Below are 16,100 nucleotides of genomic sequence, written 5' to 3' on the forward strand. Positions count from 1 at the left end.
ACTTTTATTGAGGGTTGACAACTAAAAACGTTTTAAAAGAAAGAGGTGAAAACATTTGGTTGTAGAATTATTTGGAATTCCTGGACTTTTATTGAATTTAGGTACTGCTGTTCATGTTACTGGCGCAGCGCTTATCGTCCTTATAATCGGGGTGATCAGTGCAAGGTCAATCCAGATGAAACCTACAGGTATGCAAAATATTTTTGAGTGGTTAATTGATTTCGTAAAAGGAATCATTAACAGCACAATGGACTGGAAAACAGGTGGTCGTTTTCTGGGGTTTGGGTTAACACTGTTCCTATACATCCTTGTCGCAAACCTAAGTAAGGTACCGTTTACGATTGTAGCGGGAAAAGAACATACCTATTGGTGGAACGCGGCTACAGCAGACCCACTTATTACGCTAACTTTAGCTGCAATGGTCATTATCTTAACAAATTATTATGGTATAAAAATGAAAGGTTTTGGGGGATATACAAAAGGTTTCTTCCAGCCTGTCGCATTTTTATTCCCATTAAAAGTCATTGAGGAGTTTGCGAACACCTTAACACTTGGAATGCGTCTATTTGGTAATATTTACGCAAAAGGGATTTTAATGGGATTGTTAGTTGGTTTAGGTGTCAGTGGTTGGTTTGGTTTCTTTGCTGCCATCATACCAACAATGGCATGGATGGCCTTCAGTATCTTTATCGGGGCGATTCAAGCATTCATTTTCTTAATGCTAACAATGGTATATATGGCACACAAAGTTAGTGAAGATCACTAATTTACTTACAAGAGTTTAGTTGTTGTTAATTTGCTCTAATATTTCATTTATCAGAGCTTAAGTTATAAAAAATCTATTACATATTTTAAGGGAGGACTTTATCATGGCTTTAGGTAGTTTAGCAGCTGCAATTGCAGTAGGTCTAGCGGCACTTGGTGCAGCTATTGGTAACGCACTTATCGTAAAAAGTACTTTAGAGGGGATTGCACGTCAACCTGAATTAAAGAGTACATTACAAACAATTATGTTTATCGGGGTAGCCCTTGTTGAGGCATTACCGATCATCGCGGTCGTAATCGCATTCTTGGTCATGTAACGAGAGAAGGCGACGGTTTAGCATGTTATAATGGCGGAGTCCGTTCTATATGAACCTTCGCCATTCCTTTTGTATGACCACTGAAAGGAGTGAGATTTATGTTTGAAGAAATTTACTGGGGAAATGCATTGTACCAGTTATTCGTATTCGTCCTATTGTTGATTCTCCTTAAGAAATGGGCATGGGGTCCAATCATGAATATGATGAAAGACCGTGAAGAATACGTTGCAAATGAAATTGATACAGCTGAAAAGAATCGCAAAGAAGCTGAGAAATATTTAGAAGAACAGCGCGTGGAAGTGAAGAAAGCGCGTGAGGAAGCTCAATCAATTATTGAAAATGCGAAGAAGCTTAGTGATAAGCAAAGTGAGGACATCCTTGCTTCTGCGCGTCAAGAAGCGGATCGCATGAAAGAATCGGCACTTGCTGAAATTCAACGTGAAAAAGAGCAAGCTGTTAATTCATTACGTGACCAAGTGTCATCATTATCCGTTCTTATTGCTACAAAGGTAATTGAGAAAGAATTAAGTGAGAAAGATCAAGAAAAGCTGATTCAAGATTATCTTAAAGAGGTAGGCGAAGAGCTATGAGCAACCATGCGGTAGCGAATCGTTATGCTGTTGCTCTTTTTCAGTTAGCAAAAGAACGTGGTCAACTTGAACCAATCAGTGAAGAATTGCAACAAGTGAAGGAAGTTGTCGAGAGCACACCTGAACTTGAGCAGTTATTAGAACATCCAAAAGTTACGAGTCAAAAGAAGAAAAATTTGATTCAAGATACGCTTGCAAGTGGCTTAAGTGAAAGTGTCGTTAATACGTTACTACTACTAATCGAGCGAGGAAGAATTAATATTATTTTGCCGTTAATCGATAAGTACCAGCAGCTTGCTAATGATGAGCGTGGCATTGCAAACGCAACAATCTATTCGGTCAAACCGTTAACTGAAGAGGAGAAGAACCAATTTAGTCAAGGGTTTGCGAAGAAGATTGGTAAGAATACTTTATATGTTGAAAACATTATCGATCAAGATCTCATTGGTGGTGTTAAAATTCGCATCGGTGATCGTATTTTTGATGGTAGTGTGAAGCGTCAACTTGATCGCCTTGAGCGTCAATTGATTTCTGGGAAACGTTAGAAGATAGGGGTGAAGCAAAATGAGCATCAAACCAGATGAAATTAGTTCTCTTATAAAAAAACAGATTGAAAATTTCCAATCTGATGTTGAAGTAAATGATGTCGGTACGGTTATCCGTGTTGGTGACGGTATCGCACTTGCTCATGGCCTTGAGAATTGTATGGCTGGTGAGCTTCTTGAATTCTCGAACGGCGTTATGGGGATGGCTCAAAACTTAGAAGAAAACAACGTCGGTATCGTTATTTTAGGACCTTTTACCGATATCCGTGAAGGTGATGAGGTTAAACGTACAGGTCGTATCATGGAAGTTCCTGTCGGTGAGGAACTACTAGGCCGTGTTGTTAACCCATTAGGTCAACCGCTTGATGGACAAGGTCCAGTTGAAACGACAAAAACTCGCCCGATTGAAAGCCCAGCTCCAGGGGTAATGGATCGTAAATCGGTACACGAGCCACTTCAAACAGGGATTAAAGCGATCGATGCCCTTATCCCAATTGGACGTGGTCAGCGTGAGTTAATCATCGGTGACCGTCAAACAGGGAAAACAGCGATTGCGATTGATACTATCCTAAACCAAAAAGACGAAGATATGATTTGTATCTACGTTGCGATTGGACAAAAAGAATCAACGGTTGCAGGCGTTGTTGAAACCCTTCGTCAAAAAGGTGCATTAGATTACACGATCGTCGTATCTGCAAGTGCGGCACAACCAGCTCCACTACAATACTTAGCACCATATGCTGGGGTATCAATGGGTGAAGAGTTCATGTACAACGGTAAGCACGTTCTTGTGATCTATGATGACTTAACGAAACAGGCATCTGCGTATCGTGAACTTTCTCTATTATTACGTCGTCCTCCAGGACGTGAAGCCTATCCAGGGGATGTCTTCTTCTTACACTCTCGCTTATTAGAGCGTGCCGCAAAGTTAAGTGATGACAAAGGTGCAGGCTCACTAACAGCTCTTCCATTTATCGAAACACAAGCTGGTGACGTTTCTGCCTACATTCCTACAAACGTAATTTCGATTACGGATGGACAAATCTTCTTGCAATCTGATCTCTTCTTCTCAGGGGTTCGCCCAGCGGTTAACGCCGGTTTATCGGTATCCCGTGTTGGTGGTTCCGCACAGATCAAAGCGATGAAGAAAGTAGCAGGTACACTTCGTCTAGACCTTGCGTCTTTCCGTGAGTTAGAAGCATTTGCTCAGTTCGGTTCTGACCTTGATAAAGCGACACAAGCGAAGTTAAACCGTGGTGCACGTACGGTTGAAGTGTTAAAGCAAGGGCTTCATGAGCCGTTACCAGTTGAAAGACAGGTTGCAATCCTTTATGCACTAACAAAAGGATTCATCGATGACCTTCCGGTTGAAGATGTTTCTCGCTTTGAATCAGAGCTATTTACGTTCTTAGAACATAATAAGAAGGATCTTTTAGATCACATTCGCACAACTGGTAATCTTCCAGAAGATAGTGAGTTCAAAGCTGCTATCGAAGAAATGAAAAAAGGATTTAACGCTTCTAAGTAATGGAGAAGACCAGTTTAGCGAAAAGGTGGTGAAAAAAGAATGGCTTCTTTACGAGATATAAAAACGCGGATTAATTCGACAAAGAAGACGAAACAAATCACAAAAGCGATGCAAATGGTTTCAGCTGCAAAATTGAACCGTGCGCAAACCAATGCAGAATCGTTCGCTCCTTATACGGAAAAGATTCGCGAAGTGGTAGCGAGCATTGCTTCTGGAAACAGTGATGTTAGTCATCCAATGTTAGAAGAACGTCCGATTAAGAAGACGGGGTATATCGTAATCACATCTGATCGTGGCCTTGCGGGTGCTTATAACAGTAGTTTACTCCGTTCTGTGACGAATACAATTAATGAACGACATAAATCAAAAGATGAGTATGGAATCATTGTGATGGGTCGTGTTGGACGAGATTTCTTTAAGAAACGTGGTATGCCAATCATCCAAGAAATTGTTGGTTTATCAGATTCACCTGAGTTTAGTGATGTGAAAAGCATTGCAAGAACGACGGTTGAAATGTTTGCCGATGAGCTCTTTGATGAGTTGTATCTCTGCTATAACCATTTTGTCAGTCCGATCACACAAGAGGTGACAGAGACAAAGGTATTGCCACTGACAGACTTATCTTCTGACGAGGCTAGCCTTGACTATGAATATGAGCCTTCTGAAGAAGCAATTCTTGAACAATTATTGCCACAGTATGCAGAGAGCTTGATTTACGGTTCCCTACTTGATGCAAAAGCAAGTGAGTTTGGTGCACGTATGACAGCGATGAGTGCTGCTACTGATAATGCAACTGATTTAATTGATAGTTTAACACTTTCATACAACCGTGCTCGTCAAGCAGCGATTACCCAGGAAATTACCGAGATCGTCGGTGGGGCTGCTGCACTCGAATAGTAGATAAGGGTCGAAATGTAAGTTAGGAGGGAAAATGATGAATAAAGGACGCGTCACTCAAGTAATGGGTCCAGTTGTTGACGTAACATTCAACAGTGGTGAATTACCTGAGATCTATAACGCATTAACGATTTCACAAAAAACGGAATCGAGTAATGACGTTGATGTGAATGTAACATTAGAAGTTGCATTACACCTAGGAGATGACAGTGTACGTACCGTAGCGATGGGACCGACGGATGGTCTTGTACGTGGGGCAGAAGTCGTTGATACAGGAGCGCCAATCTCTGTACCAGTCGGCGATGTAACACTTGGTCGTGTATTTAACGTATTAGGTGAAACAATTGATTTAAATGACGAGATTCCAGCAGAAGAGACTCGTAATCCAATTCACCGTGAAGCTCCGAAATATGAAGAGCTTTCAACGCAAAAAGAAATTTTAGAAACAGGGATCAAGGTAGTAGACTTACTTGCTCCTTACATTAAGGGTGGTAAGATCGGTCTCTTCGGAGGTGCCGGTGTAGGTAAGACGGTTCTTATCCAGGAATTAATCAATAACATCGCCCAAGAGCATGGTGGTATTTCTGTATTCGCTGGCGTTGGTGAACGTACACGTGAAGGAAATGACCTTTACTTTGAAATGAGCGATTCTGGTGTTATTAAGAAAACAGCGATGGTGTTCGGTCAGATGAACGAACCGCCTGGAGCACGTATGCGTGTAGCGCTTGCTGGGTTAACAATGGCAGAGCACTTCCGTGATCAAGAAGGTGCGGACGTACTTCTCTTTATCGATAACATCTACCGCTTTACACAAGCAGGTTCTGAGGTGTCAGCCCTACTTGGACGTATGCCATCAGCGGTTGGTTATCAGCCAACGTTAGCATCAGAAATGGGTCAATTGCAAGAGCGTATCACATCGACAAAAACAGGTTCTGTAACATCAATTCAAGCGATTTACGTACCTGCCGATGACTACACTGACCCGGCACCAGCGACAGCGTTCGCTCACTTAGATGCAACAACAAACTTAGAGCGAAAGCTTTCTGAGATGGGTATCTATCCAGCGGTGGATCCACTTGCGTCTACGTCTCGTGCACTTGAGCCAGATGTTGTTGGTGGAGAGCACTATGAAGTTGCTCGTCAAGTGCAGCAAACACTACAAAAGTACAATGAGTTACAAGATATTATTGCAATTCTAGGTATGGACGAGTTATCTGAGGATGATAAGCTTGTCGTACACCGTGCTCGTCGTATTCAGTTCTTCTTATCACAAAACTTCCACGTTGCTGAGCAGTTTACTGGACAACCTGGTTCATATGTACCGGTTAAAGAAACAATCAAAGGATTCAAAGAAATTCTTGATGGTAAACATGATGACATCCCTGAGGATGCATTCCGCTTAGTTGGACGTATCGAAGAAGTTGTTGAAAAAGCTAAGGAAATGGCATAAGAAGGTGAAAAGCGAATGAGCCCGACATCATCCGCAGGTCGTTTGAGCTTCAGACAAAAAAGCGAGAAGCTTTTGCCGGAAGAAGTGAAACGACCCAAGGATTAGGCTCATGCAGCGCATAAGTACCCGAGTTGCTGTTAAGGAGGGTTTTACATGGCGACAATGAATGTCAATGTTGTAACCCCTGATGGCAAAGTGTTTGAGGGAGATGTGGAGATGGTAAGTGCAAGAGCTCAAAGTGGTGAGCTAGGTATTTTACCGCGACATATTCCTATGGTGGCTCCACTAACAATTGGTGCTGTTCGATTAAAAGACGGCTCCAATATACAACTCGTTGCTGTAAATGGTGGCTTCATTGAGGTACGCCCTGATCAAGTAACGATATTAGCGGAATCTGCTGAATTGCCATCAGATATTGATGTCGCTCGTGCGCGTGCTGCAAAAGAACGTGCCGAACGTCGCTTACAACAAGCAAAGCAAGATGAAATTGATTACAAACGTGCAGAGCTGGCTTTAAAACGAGCAATTAACCGTTTAGAAGTCTCAAAGTAAACTCGTTTGCTTATCAGATATGAAAAAAGCGTGTAAGGGTTGATGCCCTTAGGCGCTTTTTTTGTGTCTTGTCGCAGGGAAGCAGTTGGGGGAAAAACATGTAAAATAAAAATCGCCAATAAACTTTTCTACTAAAATAGTTTTCAAACCTAATCATTAACAGAATGACCTGGAATCGTACGAATGATTAACAAACGCTTTTCATAGAATAATAATAAAAACATACTATGATAATCTAAAAAACAGCTGAGAATTCTTCACGAAATTGTAAGATGTGAGTTATTTCATAGCGAAGTAAAAACCTTCCTGATTTAATAGAGAGGGGTAATCATTGGCGCTTCATTGCGGAGTTCAATAGATGGGTAAGGAATTAATATAGTCTAATAACGAGAGGGTCTGTTAGGTTGCTCGAATTTTGTCGGATAATTTTTTAACAATTTTGTGACGGTCGACACCAAATATTGGAGATGCTATAATGATTACGGTTACAAAATATTAAACTAGTAATTGGATGGATTGGAGGGAGAGCCATGGATCAACTGTATCATCTGTATCAAAATAACTATTTGGTTGTTGCAGTTTTTGTCTTATTAGGGATCCTATTACCGGTCGTTGCGTTAACTGCAGGGAGATTGTTACGTCCGAATAAGCCTGAAAAAGAGAAACAAACCACGTATGAGAGTGGGATTGAGCCGGTTGGTGGAAGCTGGGTTCAATTTAATGTGCGCTATTATATGTTTGCGCTATTGTTTGTCTTATTTGATGTTGAGGTCGTATTTTTATATCCATGGGCAGTTGCTTATGATTCGTTAGGGATCTTTGCTCTCATTGAAATGGTCATCTTTATGATTATGCTAATCATAGGTTTACTCTATGCTTGGAAGAAGAAGGTGTTAACATGGGTTTAAATTTAGATGCAATTACGAAAGAAGAGAGAGAAGAGTTAGAACGCAATGTCTTTTTTACAACACTAGAGCAAATTAAGGCTTGGGCGCGCAGCCATTCGGTATGGCCGATGACGTTTGGTCTTGCTTGTTGTGCCATCGAAATGATGGGTACGGGTGCAGCGCACTATGACCAGGATCGTTTCGGTGTTCTATTTCGAAATTCTCCACGACAATCTGACTGTATGATCGTCTCTGGTACGGTGACAAAGAAAATGGCACCGATTGTAAAGCGTCTCTATGACCAAATGCCAGAGCCGAAATGGGTGATTGCCATGGGTTCATGTGCAACAGCTGGGGGTCCATATGTTAAGTCGTATGCCGTTGTAAAAGGGGTCGATCAAATCGTTCCTGTTGACGTATATATCCCAGGGTGCCCTCCAAATCCAGCTGCACTAATTTACGGAATAAATAAACTACAGAAAAAAATTCGTTACGAAGCTAAGACTGGGAAGCGGGTGACGAGTCAATGAGTGATGAGAAAGCAAAAGCCGCAGCCGCAAAGGCCAAAGCTGAAGCGTTAAAGAAGATGAAAGAGAAAGAAGCCTCACAGGCAAGTGACGAAAAGGAAGCGATTTCAAGTAATGGTGAGGAAAAGCAACCAGCTGCTGATGAGAAAGCAAAAGCCGCAGCGGCAGCGAAGGCTAAGGCAGCTGCAGCCGCAAAAGCGAAAGCAGCGGCACAAGCAAAGGAATCAGGAGATTCTGAATCAAGTGGAAGCGATGAGAAAGCAAAAGCCGCAGCGGCAGCGAAGGCTAAGGCAGCTGCAGCTGCAAAAGCGAAAGCGGCGGCACAAGCAAAGGAATCAGGGGATTCTGAATCAAGTGGAAGCGACGAGAAAGCAAAAGCCGCAGCGGCAGCAAAGGCGAAGGCGGCCGCAGCCGCAAAAGCGAAAGCGGCGGCACAAGCGAAGGGATCAGGAGACTCTGAATCAAGTGGAAGTGATGAGAAAGCGAAAGCCGCAGCGGCAGCAAAGGCGAAGGCAGCCGCTGCTGCGAAAGCTAAGGCTGGTGGAGCAGCTGGAGCGAGTGATGATGAGAAGGCGAAAGCAAAAGCCGCCGCTGTAGCAAAAGCCAAAGCAGCAGCAGCCGCAAAAGCGAAAGCAGGTGGAGCTGGGGCTGGTGATGATGAGAAGGCGAAAGCAAAAGCTGCCGCTGTAGCAAAAGCCAAGGCAGCCGCAGCCGCGAAGGCGAAAGCTGGGTCTGCAGGTGAGGCTGAAGCTGAGGAAGTAGAAGAGCCGTCTGTTAATCAGCCGTTACTAGATAACTACCTAAAAGTGATTAAGAAGAACCTTGGTGACGATGTGCTAGAGGATGCTTATATTAATACATTGGCTAAAGATGTTCCGACACTGATCGTCAAACCTGAGATGTATAAAAAGCTCGCTGAGTTTTTAAAACATAATGAACAATTAGCCTTTGATTACTTATCGAACCTTCATGGTGTCGACTATGAAACACATATGGAAATCTATAATCACTTATTCTCGTTTAAGCATAAGCACCCACTTGCACTAAAAGTGAAACTAGATCGTGACGAGCCAAAAATTGATTCACTAACACCAGTTTGGGAAGGTGCGAATTGGCCAGAGCGAGAAACCTATGATCTATTAGGTATTCACTTTGAAGGTCATCCGAACTTAACGAGAATTATGATGCCAGATGATTGGGTAGGTTACCCGTTACGTAAAGACTATGAGCCCCACGATGAGGAGGTGTAAGAAATGATTCGTACTGAGGAAATGTTACTTAATGTCGGTCCACAACACCCGAGTACACATGGAGTGTTTCGGTTAGTTGTAAAAATAGACGGTGAGATCATCAAGGAAGCAACACCTGTGATCGGGTATCTCCATCGCGGTACAGAGAAGCTAGCAGAAAACTTGCAATACACGCAAATAATCCCTTACACAGACCGAATGGACTATTTATCGGCGATGACAAATAACTATGTAATCTGCCATGCAGTTGAAACGATGATGGAGCTTGAGATCCCTGAACGCGCTGAATACTTACGTGTAATCGTAATGGAGCTAGGGAGAATTGCTAGTCACCTTGTATGGTTTGGTACATATTTACTAGACATCGGTGCGATGAGTCCATTTTTATATGCCTTCCGCGAACGTGAAATGATTATTAACCTACTAAATGAAATTTCAGGTGGTCGACTAACGTTTAACTATATGCGTGTTGGTGGTGTGAAATGGGATGCACCTGATGGATGGATTGAAAAAGTACGTGATCTCCTTCCTTACTTACGAAAAGAGTTGGCAGGATATCATGATCTTGTCACTGGTAATGAAATCTTTATGCAACGAGTGAAAGGGATTGGCAAATATACGAAAGAAGATGCCCTTAATTACTCGCTGAGTGGCGCGAACTTGCGTTGTACCGGCGTTGATTGGGACTTGCGTAGAGATGAACCATATTCGATTTATGATCGCTTTGAGTTTGATGTGCCTGTTCGTGAAGATGGTGACGCATGGGCGAAGTACCACTGTCGTATGGAAGAGATTGAACAATCGATTCGTATCTTAGAACAAGCGGTTGAGCAATTCCCAAGTGAAGGAAAGATTATGGCAAAAACACCGCGAATTATTAAAGCACCAAAAGGAGAGACATTCGTTCGAATTGAATCCCCACGAGGTGAAATCGGCTGTTATATTGCAAGTGATGGGAAGAAGGAGCCATACCGTCTGAAATTTAGACGACCATCCTTTTATAACCTACAAATTTTACCGAAGCTTTTAGAAGGTGAGCCGATTGCGAACTTAATTACGATTCTCGGTGGCATTGATATTGTTCTCGGGGAGGTAGATGGCTGATGATGAACGATCTCCTAACTTCAGCACCCAGTTGGCTAAACTTTGGGATTTATTTCATGATTGCTGCAGCACTTCTCGGTGTCGTTTTAGGCTTTGTTACGTTCGGCGTCTTATCAGAGCGTAAAGTTCTCGGGTTTATGCAGCTTCGTGTCGGTCCAAACCGACTCGGTGGTCCATGGGGGCTTTTGCAGACGGTAGCCGACGTCTTGAAGCTATTGCTTAAAGAGGATGTTATCCCGAAGAAAGCAGATAAACCGTTGTTTATCTTGGCGCCAGTGATCGCCTTTGTTCCAGCCTTTGTGATTCTAGCGGTCATTCCATTTTCGGAAAATCTTTATTTTACGGATATGGGTGTAGGATTACTGTTTTACATCGCGATTTCTGGGATCACAACGATGGGCGTTGTTGCTGGGTCTTGGGCGTCCAATAACAAATATGCACTGATCGGTGGCATGCGTGCGGCAGCGCAAATGATTTCCTATGAGGTACCACTTGTGCTATCGGTTGTCGGTGTTGTCTTACTTACGGGAAGCCTGAACTTAATCACGATTGTTGAAGCGCAGACAGCTATTTGGTTTATCGTTCCGCAAATTCTCGGTTTTCTTGTGTTTTTAATTGCCTCGATTGCTGAACTGAACCGTGTACCATTTGACTTGCCAGAAGGGGAGTCTGAAATTGTTGCCGGGTATCATGTCGAATATTCTGGTTTCCGTTACGCCTTTTTCATGCTCGCTGAATATGTTTACATGTTCGCGATGGCATCATTAACGACAGTATTATTCCTCGGTGGATGGCAACCGTTATTCGGGCTAGGTTTTATCCCAGGCATTGTCTGGTTTGCATTAAAGTTCTCGGTTGTTTTTTACTTTATGGTTTGGCTTCGTGGGACGATGCCGCGTTTGCCTGCTGATAAGCTAATGGGATTTGCCTGGAAGGTGCTACTACCAATTGCAATCATCAACATTATCCTAACCGCGTTAGTGAAGGAGTTTATTTTATAAAAAGGCCATGAACTAGAAAAAGGGGTGAGAAATCATGTTTGGTAAAGGTCTAGTAAAAGGGTTAAAGTACACGTTAAGTAATTTACGGAAACAAAATGTAACGACAAGATATCCTGACGAACCGTTGGAGATGCCGGACCGTTTCCGTGGAATTCAAAAATTTTACCCCGAAAAATGTATCGTTTGTAACCAGTGTGCGATGATCTGCCCGACGGACTGCATCCAGTTGACTGGGAAAAAGCATCCAGACCCGAACAAAAAAGGGAAAATCATCGACACGTATGATATTAATTTTGAAATCTGTATCCTTTGTGACCTATGTACGGAAGTTTGTCCAACGGAAGCGATTGTCATGACGAATAACTTTGAATTAGCAGAATACAGCCGTGATGAGCTTTTTAAAAACCTAGAATGGCTTGATGAAAATGACACAAGCGTGAGGGAGGAGAATAAGGCATGAATGGAGAGTTTCTTGCATTCTTTGTATTCGCCCTCATCGCCATTAGTGGTGGCGTCTTAATGATTAACTTACGGAAGGTTGTTCACATCATTTTCGTATTGATGTTTACGTTTTTGAGTATTGCCGGCCTATACGTCTTGCTTTCAGCGGAGTTTATTGCTTTCGTGCAAGTGTTAATCTACTCGGGCGCAATTACGATCATGATGTTATTTGGAATTATGCTGACAAAGCATGATGATAAAGCGATGATGAGTGTAGGATTTTGGCGCTCACTTGCAGCTCTTGTCGGCATTGTTGCCTTCTTTGTGATTATCTTTATCGGGATTAATGACTTATCACTTGGTGAGCAAGCAACGACATTGCATGAAAATAACGTCGAGCAAATTGGGATTGCGATCTTTTCAAAATTTGTCATCCCATTTGAAACGGTTGGTGTCATCTTACTCGTCGTACTTGTTGGTGCGATTGCGTTAGCGAAGAAAGATGAGCCGGATGAGGAGGCGAGCAAATATGAGTAGTATCCCATTGTCGGTCTATCTCGTTATCGCGTTGCTACTCTTTTGTATCGGTATGTTCGGTGTCTTAACGAAACGAAATGCCGTGATTGTACTGATTTCAGTTGAATTAATGTTAAATGCAGTCAATATTAACCTCGTAGCGTTTTCATTGCACGGGGTAAATCCGGGAATTACTGGTCAAGTTTTTGCTTTATTTATCATTGCAATTGCAGCCGCTGAGGCTGCCATTGGTCTAGCCATCCTGATCGCATTGTATCGTAACCGTAAAACAGTCAACGTTGATCAGATGGACTTGATGAAGCGATAGAAAGGGGAGTGTGAAGATTATGATGGAGAATGCATGGCTCATCCCGCTTTTACCGCTCCTATCCTTTGTCATCCTCGTCCTCTTTGGTCGCAGGTTGAAGGAAAATGGCGCTTATATCGGAATGGCGTTATCGTTTGTTTCACTGTTATTAGCTATTTTCGTGTTAATGGAACGGTTGACGCAGCCAACATATTTAGTACAGTTTGACTGGTTAACGATTGGTGATCGCGTCCTGACGATGGGCTTTGAAGTTAACCAACTTAATGCGCTCATGCTCGTGATCGTGACGCTTGTTAGTTTTTTAGTACATATGTATTCAAAAGGCTATATGTCAGCAGCAGATACTGAGCGTGTACCAGTGTTTTACTCGTATTTAGGCTTATTTACTTTTTCAATGCTAGGATTAGTGCTTTCCCCGAACTTGTTACAGTTATATATCTTCTGGGAGCTCGTTGGGGTTTGTTCATTCTTACTCGTTGGTTTCTATTATTTCAAAAAAGAAGCACGAGCAGCAGCAAGAAAAGCCTTTATTGTTACACGGATCGGTGATGTCGGTCTGTTTATCGGGATGATTTTATTGTTCTGGCAAGTCGGAAGCTTTGAGTTTCAAGCGATCTTTGAAGCCGTCGAAGCAAATGCATTAACAGAAGGTATGATTACCTTAACGGCCATACTCATTTTCGTCGGGGCAATCGGGAAGTCAGGTCAGTTCCCACTACATACATGGTTACCTGACGCGATGGAAGGTCCAACACCTGTTTCAGCGTTAATTCACGCGGCGACGATGGTTGCAGCCGGTGTCTACCTCGTTGCGACGATGTTCCCGTTATTTATCGCTTCACAAGCAGCAATGACAACAGTTGCAGTTATTGGTGGGGTGACGGCGATTTTTGCGGCAACGATTGCGTTAACGCAAAATGATATTAAACGAGTGCTCGCTTATTCAACCGTCAGTCAACTCGGCTACATGATGCTTGCGCTCGGTTCAGCAGGTTATGTGGCAGCGACGTTCCACTTAATGACACATGCGTTTTTCAAGGCGTTGTTGTTCCTCGCTGCAGGTAGTGTCATCCATGCGGTTCATACGCAAAACATTAAGGAAATGGGTGGCCTTTGGAAAAAGATGAAAGTGACTGGACCTGTGTTTTTAATTGGCTGTTTAGCGATTGCAGGGTTCCCACTTTTCTCAGGGTTCTTTAGTAAGGAAGAAATTTTACTAACGGCGTTTGCTGATGGTCGTTACATCATTTTTGCATTGGCGTTAGTGACAGCACTATTAACAGCGATTTATATGTTCCGCTTATTCTTTATGGTGTTTGCTGGAAAGGCTCGTACGGAGCAAAAAGGTGTTCATGAATCACCTGGCATCATGACGATTCCAATGATCGTTCTAGCGGTGCTTGCGGTTATCTCTGGTTTCGTTCACACGCATTGGTTCGGAACGTTCTTAGGGGATTGGCTCGCGGATAGTCCGTGGAACCTTGGTCATACGTATGTCAGTGACCCAGGTTGGATTATGCCTGTGGCTGTGATCGTTTCACTCGCAGGTATCTATGTCGCATGGCTCATCTACGGAAAAGGTGGAACAGGAGAGTCAATGGCAACTTCGTTTAACGGTGTCTATACATTGCTGTTCAACAAGTATTACATCGACGAAGCGTATGATCGTACGTTTGTGCGAGGGACGTTTGTATTAAGTTACTTGTTCTATTATATTGAAAAATATTTAATTGAAGGTCTTGTTCAAGGAACGGTTAACGTCACGAATGGACTTGGTCGAATCGGTGCACGGATGCAAAATGGTCAACTACAAACGTATGCAACAGTCGCCTTCGTTGGTCTTGTTGCAATCATCGTTGTCTTGACGGTTACAGGGGGGTATTTCGGATGACAGAATCATACTTACTATCACTACTCATCTTCTCCCCGCTTCTCGGGATTTTGATTCTTTTATTCATACCGAAGAATCAAGAAAAAATGATTAAACTGATCGGCTTTTTAGCAACGGTCTTACCACTTGCGCTCGCATTCATGGCGTACAGTGCTTTTGATAAAACAGCGAGTGGCTATCAATTTGTTGAGTCAAAGGAATGGATTAATTTTAGTAATGGTACGATGCAAGCGTTTGGCATCGACATGGCGATCAACTATGAGCTTGGCCTCAATGGGCTTGGCATGGTCTTGATTTTACTAACAGCTGTTGTGGCAAGTTTAGCAGCGATTGCTTCGATCCACATTAAACGTGAGTGGAAAGGCTACTTCATGCTGTTCTTGCTGCTTGAAATTGGGATGCTCGGTGTATTCGCCGCGCAAAACTTGTTCCTATTTTTCTTATTCTTTGAGATTACATTAATTCCGATGTACTTCTTGATCGGAAAATGGGGCTATATCGATCGTGAGAAAGCAGCGAATAGCTTTTTAATCTATAACGGTCTCGGTTCAGCGGTGATGCTGATAGCGTTTGTCGCACTATTCGTTCGCACAGGGACAATGAACATTGAAGAAATAACAATGATGATGCAAGCGCTTGGACCAGAGGCGAACAACTTTAAATGGGGCGTTCTCGTTGCCTTATTAATTGCCTTTGGTGTGAAGCTGCCAATCTTCCCATTACATAGTTGGATGCTGCGCGTTCACGTTCAAGCACCACCAGCGATTGTAATGATTCACTCAGGGATTTTACTTAAAATTGGTGCTTACGGGTTAATTCGCTTCGGGCTAGGCTTTTTCCCAGAGCAAATCACACAGATTGCGATGCTCATTGCCATATTAGGGGTTATTAACCTCCTTTACGGTGCTTATCTAGCGTTGATTCAAACGGATTTAAAAATGGTTATGGCCTACTCAAGTATTTCTCATATGGGGATTGTCTTGATCGGGATTGCTGCTCTTAATGAAGCAGGGATTCAAGGGGCTGTCTTCCAAGTTGTTTCACACGGGTTGATTTCTGCGTTATTGTTCTTCTTAATTGGTGTTTATTATGAACGAACAAAAACATCAGAGATTCCGAAACTTGGCGGTCTCGCGCGCTCGATGCCAATCGCTTCTGGATTTTTACTTGTCGGTGCCCTAGCATCATTAGGGTTGCCAGGAATGAGTGGATTTATAAGTGAATTTCTAGCATTCCTTGGTTTATTTAGAGAGATGCCAATTGTTGCGGCTGTCGGGGCATTAGGGATCATTTTAACAGCGATCTATTTATTAAAAGCCGTGCTCAATGTGACGTATGGACCAACACCGGACAAATGGCATAAGTTAGAGGACATTCGACCACTTGAACTCGTTCCAGTACTCGTTCTTGTTGGGTTTATCGTTTTAATCGGGGTATATCCGAGCATTTTAGCTGAACCATTGCAAGTGACACTGCAACTGATTTTGCAAGGGATAGGGGGGTAAACACAG

General features: G+C 42.9%; 18 protein-coding genes. All 18 read left to right on the forward strand.

Annotated elements, in window-relative coordinates; all coding sequences use genetic code 11:
• Positions 1-55: 55 nt before the first annotated feature.
• The 18 genes from atpB (at position 56) to KH400_RS04750 (ending at position 16,094) form a co-directional block, all read left to right on the forward strand.
• The gene (atpB, locus tag KH400_RS04665) at positions 56-766 is read left to right on the forward strand and encodes a F0F1 ATP synthase subunit A (protein WP_217222386.1); all 711 of its coding nucleotides are present in this window, start codon (positions 56-58) and stop codon (positions 764-766) included.
• Between the two features lie 103 nt (positions 767-869).
• Positions 870-1,082: a F0F1 ATP synthase subunit C gene (gene atpE, locus KH400_RS04670; RefSeq protein WP_217222388.1), complete on the forward strand. Its 213-nt coding sequence runs from the start codon at positions 870-872 to the stop codon at positions 1,080-1,082.
• Positions 1,083-1,180: 98 nt separating this feature from the next.
• On the forward strand, positions 1,181-1,672 hold the full coding sequence (gene atpF / locus KH400_RS04675; RefSeq protein WP_217222390.1) for a F0F1 ATP synthase subunit B: 492 nt from the start codon (positions 1,181-1,183) through the stop codon (positions 1,670-1,672).
• Positions 1,669-2,217, forward strand: coding sequence for a F0F1 ATP synthase subunit delta (locus KH400_RS04680; RefSeq protein ID WP_217222392.1), 549 nt, complete (start codon positions 1,669-1,671; stop codon positions 2,215-2,217). The genes atpF and KH400_RS04680 overlap by 4 nt, the downstream gene beginning before the upstream one ends.
• 19 nt (positions 2,218-2,236) lie before the next feature.
• Positions 2,237-3,745: a F0F1 ATP synthase subunit alpha gene (gene atpA / locus KH400_RS04685; RefSeq protein WP_217222394.1), complete on the forward strand. Its 1,509-nt coding sequence runs from the start codon at positions 2,237-2,239 to the stop codon at positions 3,743-3,745.
• Positions 3,746-3,784: 39 nt separating this feature from the next.
• A complete protein-coding gene (locus KH400_RS04690) occupies positions 3,785-4,642 on the forward strand; it encodes a F0F1 ATP synthase subunit gamma (protein WP_217222396.1) in 858 nt (285 codons plus the stop codon).
• Between the two features lie 37 nt (positions 4,643-4,679).
• Positions 4,680-6,092 (forward strand): F0F1 ATP synthase subunit beta, encoded by a 1,413-nt coding sequence (atpD, locus tag KH400_RS04695; RefSeq protein ID WP_217222667.1) that lies wholly within the window; start codon positions 4,680-4,682, stop codon positions 6,090-6,092.
• Between the two features lie 153 nt (positions 6,093-6,245).
• The gene (locus tag KH400_RS04700) at positions 6,246-6,644 is read left to right on the forward strand and encodes a F0F1 ATP synthase subunit epsilon (protein ID WP_217222398.1); all 399 of its coding nucleotides are present in this window, start codon (positions 6,246-6,248) and stop codon (positions 6,642-6,644) included.
• Between the two features lie 530 nt (positions 6,645-7,174).
• Complete coding sequence (locus KH400_RS04705) at positions 7,175-7,552, forward strand: NADH-quinone oxidoreductase subunit A (protein ID WP_281418635.1); 378 nt, start codon at positions 7,175-7,177, stop codon at positions 7,550-7,552.
• Entirely contained in the window at positions 7,543-8,061 is a 519-nt protein-coding gene (locus KH400_RS04710; protein WP_217222401.1) for a NuoB/complex I 20 kDa subunit family protein, read from the forward strand. Before KH400_RS04705 ends, KH400_RS04710 begins: the two co-directional genes overlap by 10 nt.
• On the forward strand, positions 8,058-9,308 hold the full coding sequence (locus KH400_RS04715) for an NADH-quinone oxidoreductase subunit C (RefSeq protein ID WP_217222403.1): 1,251 nt from the start codon (positions 8,058-8,060) through the stop codon (positions 9,306-9,308). Before KH400_RS04710 ends, KH400_RS04715 begins: the two co-directional genes overlap by 4 nt.
• Positions 9,309-9,311: 3 nt before the next feature.
• Positions 9,312-10,412 carry an NADH-quinone oxidoreductase subunit D gene (locus KH400_RS04720; protein ID WP_217222405.1) on the forward strand — a complete coding sequence of 367 codons (1,101 nt, stop codon included), beginning with the start codon at positions 9,312-9,314 and terminating at the stop codon, positions 10,410-10,412.
• Positions 10,412-11,413, forward strand: a complete 1,002-nt coding sequence (nuoH, locus tag KH400_RS04725) for an NADH-quinone oxidoreductase subunit NuoH (protein WP_217222407.1) — start codon at positions 10,412-10,414, stop codon at positions 11,411-11,413. Before KH400_RS04720 ends, nuoH begins: the two co-directional genes overlap by 1 nt.
• 34 nt (positions 11,414-11,447) lie before the next feature.
• Complete coding sequence (nuoI, locus tag KH400_RS04730; protein ID WP_217222409.1) at positions 11,448-11,873, forward strand: NADH-quinone oxidoreductase subunit NuoI; 426 nt, start codon at positions 11,448-11,450, stop codon at positions 11,871-11,873.
• Positions 11,870-12,391 carry an NADH-quinone oxidoreductase subunit J gene (locus tag KH400_RS04735; RefSeq protein WP_217222411.1) on the forward strand — a complete coding sequence of 174 codons (522 nt, stop codon included), beginning with the start codon at positions 11,870-11,872 and terminating at the stop codon, positions 12,389-12,391. Before nuoI ends, KH400_RS04735 begins: the two co-directional genes overlap by 4 nt.
• Positions 12,384-12,698: an NADH-quinone oxidoreductase subunit NuoK gene (nuoK, locus tag KH400_RS04740; RefSeq protein ID WP_217222414.1), complete on the forward strand. Its 315-nt coding sequence runs from the start codon at positions 12,384-12,386 to the stop codon at positions 12,696-12,698. The genes KH400_RS04735 and nuoK overlap by 8 nt, the downstream gene beginning before the upstream one ends.
• 19 nt (positions 12,699-12,717) lie before the next feature.
• A complete protein-coding gene (gene nuoL / locus KH400_RS04745) occupies positions 12,718-14,589 on the forward strand; it encodes an NADH-quinone oxidoreductase subunit L (protein WP_217222416.1) in 1,872 nt (623 codons plus the stop codon).
• Positions 14,586-16,094 (forward strand): complex I subunit 4 family protein, encoded by a 1,509-nt coding sequence (locus KH400_RS04750; RefSeq protein ID WP_217222418.1) that lies wholly within the window; start codon positions 14,586-14,588, stop codon positions 16,092-16,094. Before nuoL ends, KH400_RS04750 begins: the two co-directional genes overlap by 4 nt.
• Positions 16,095-16,100 lie beyond the last annotated feature (6 nt).

Origin of the sequence: Desertibacillus haloalkaliphilus, assembly GCF_019039105.1 — a bacterium.
GTDB lineage: Bacteria > Bacillota > Bacilli > Bacillales > KJ1-10-99 > Desertibacillus > Desertibacillus haloalkaliphilus.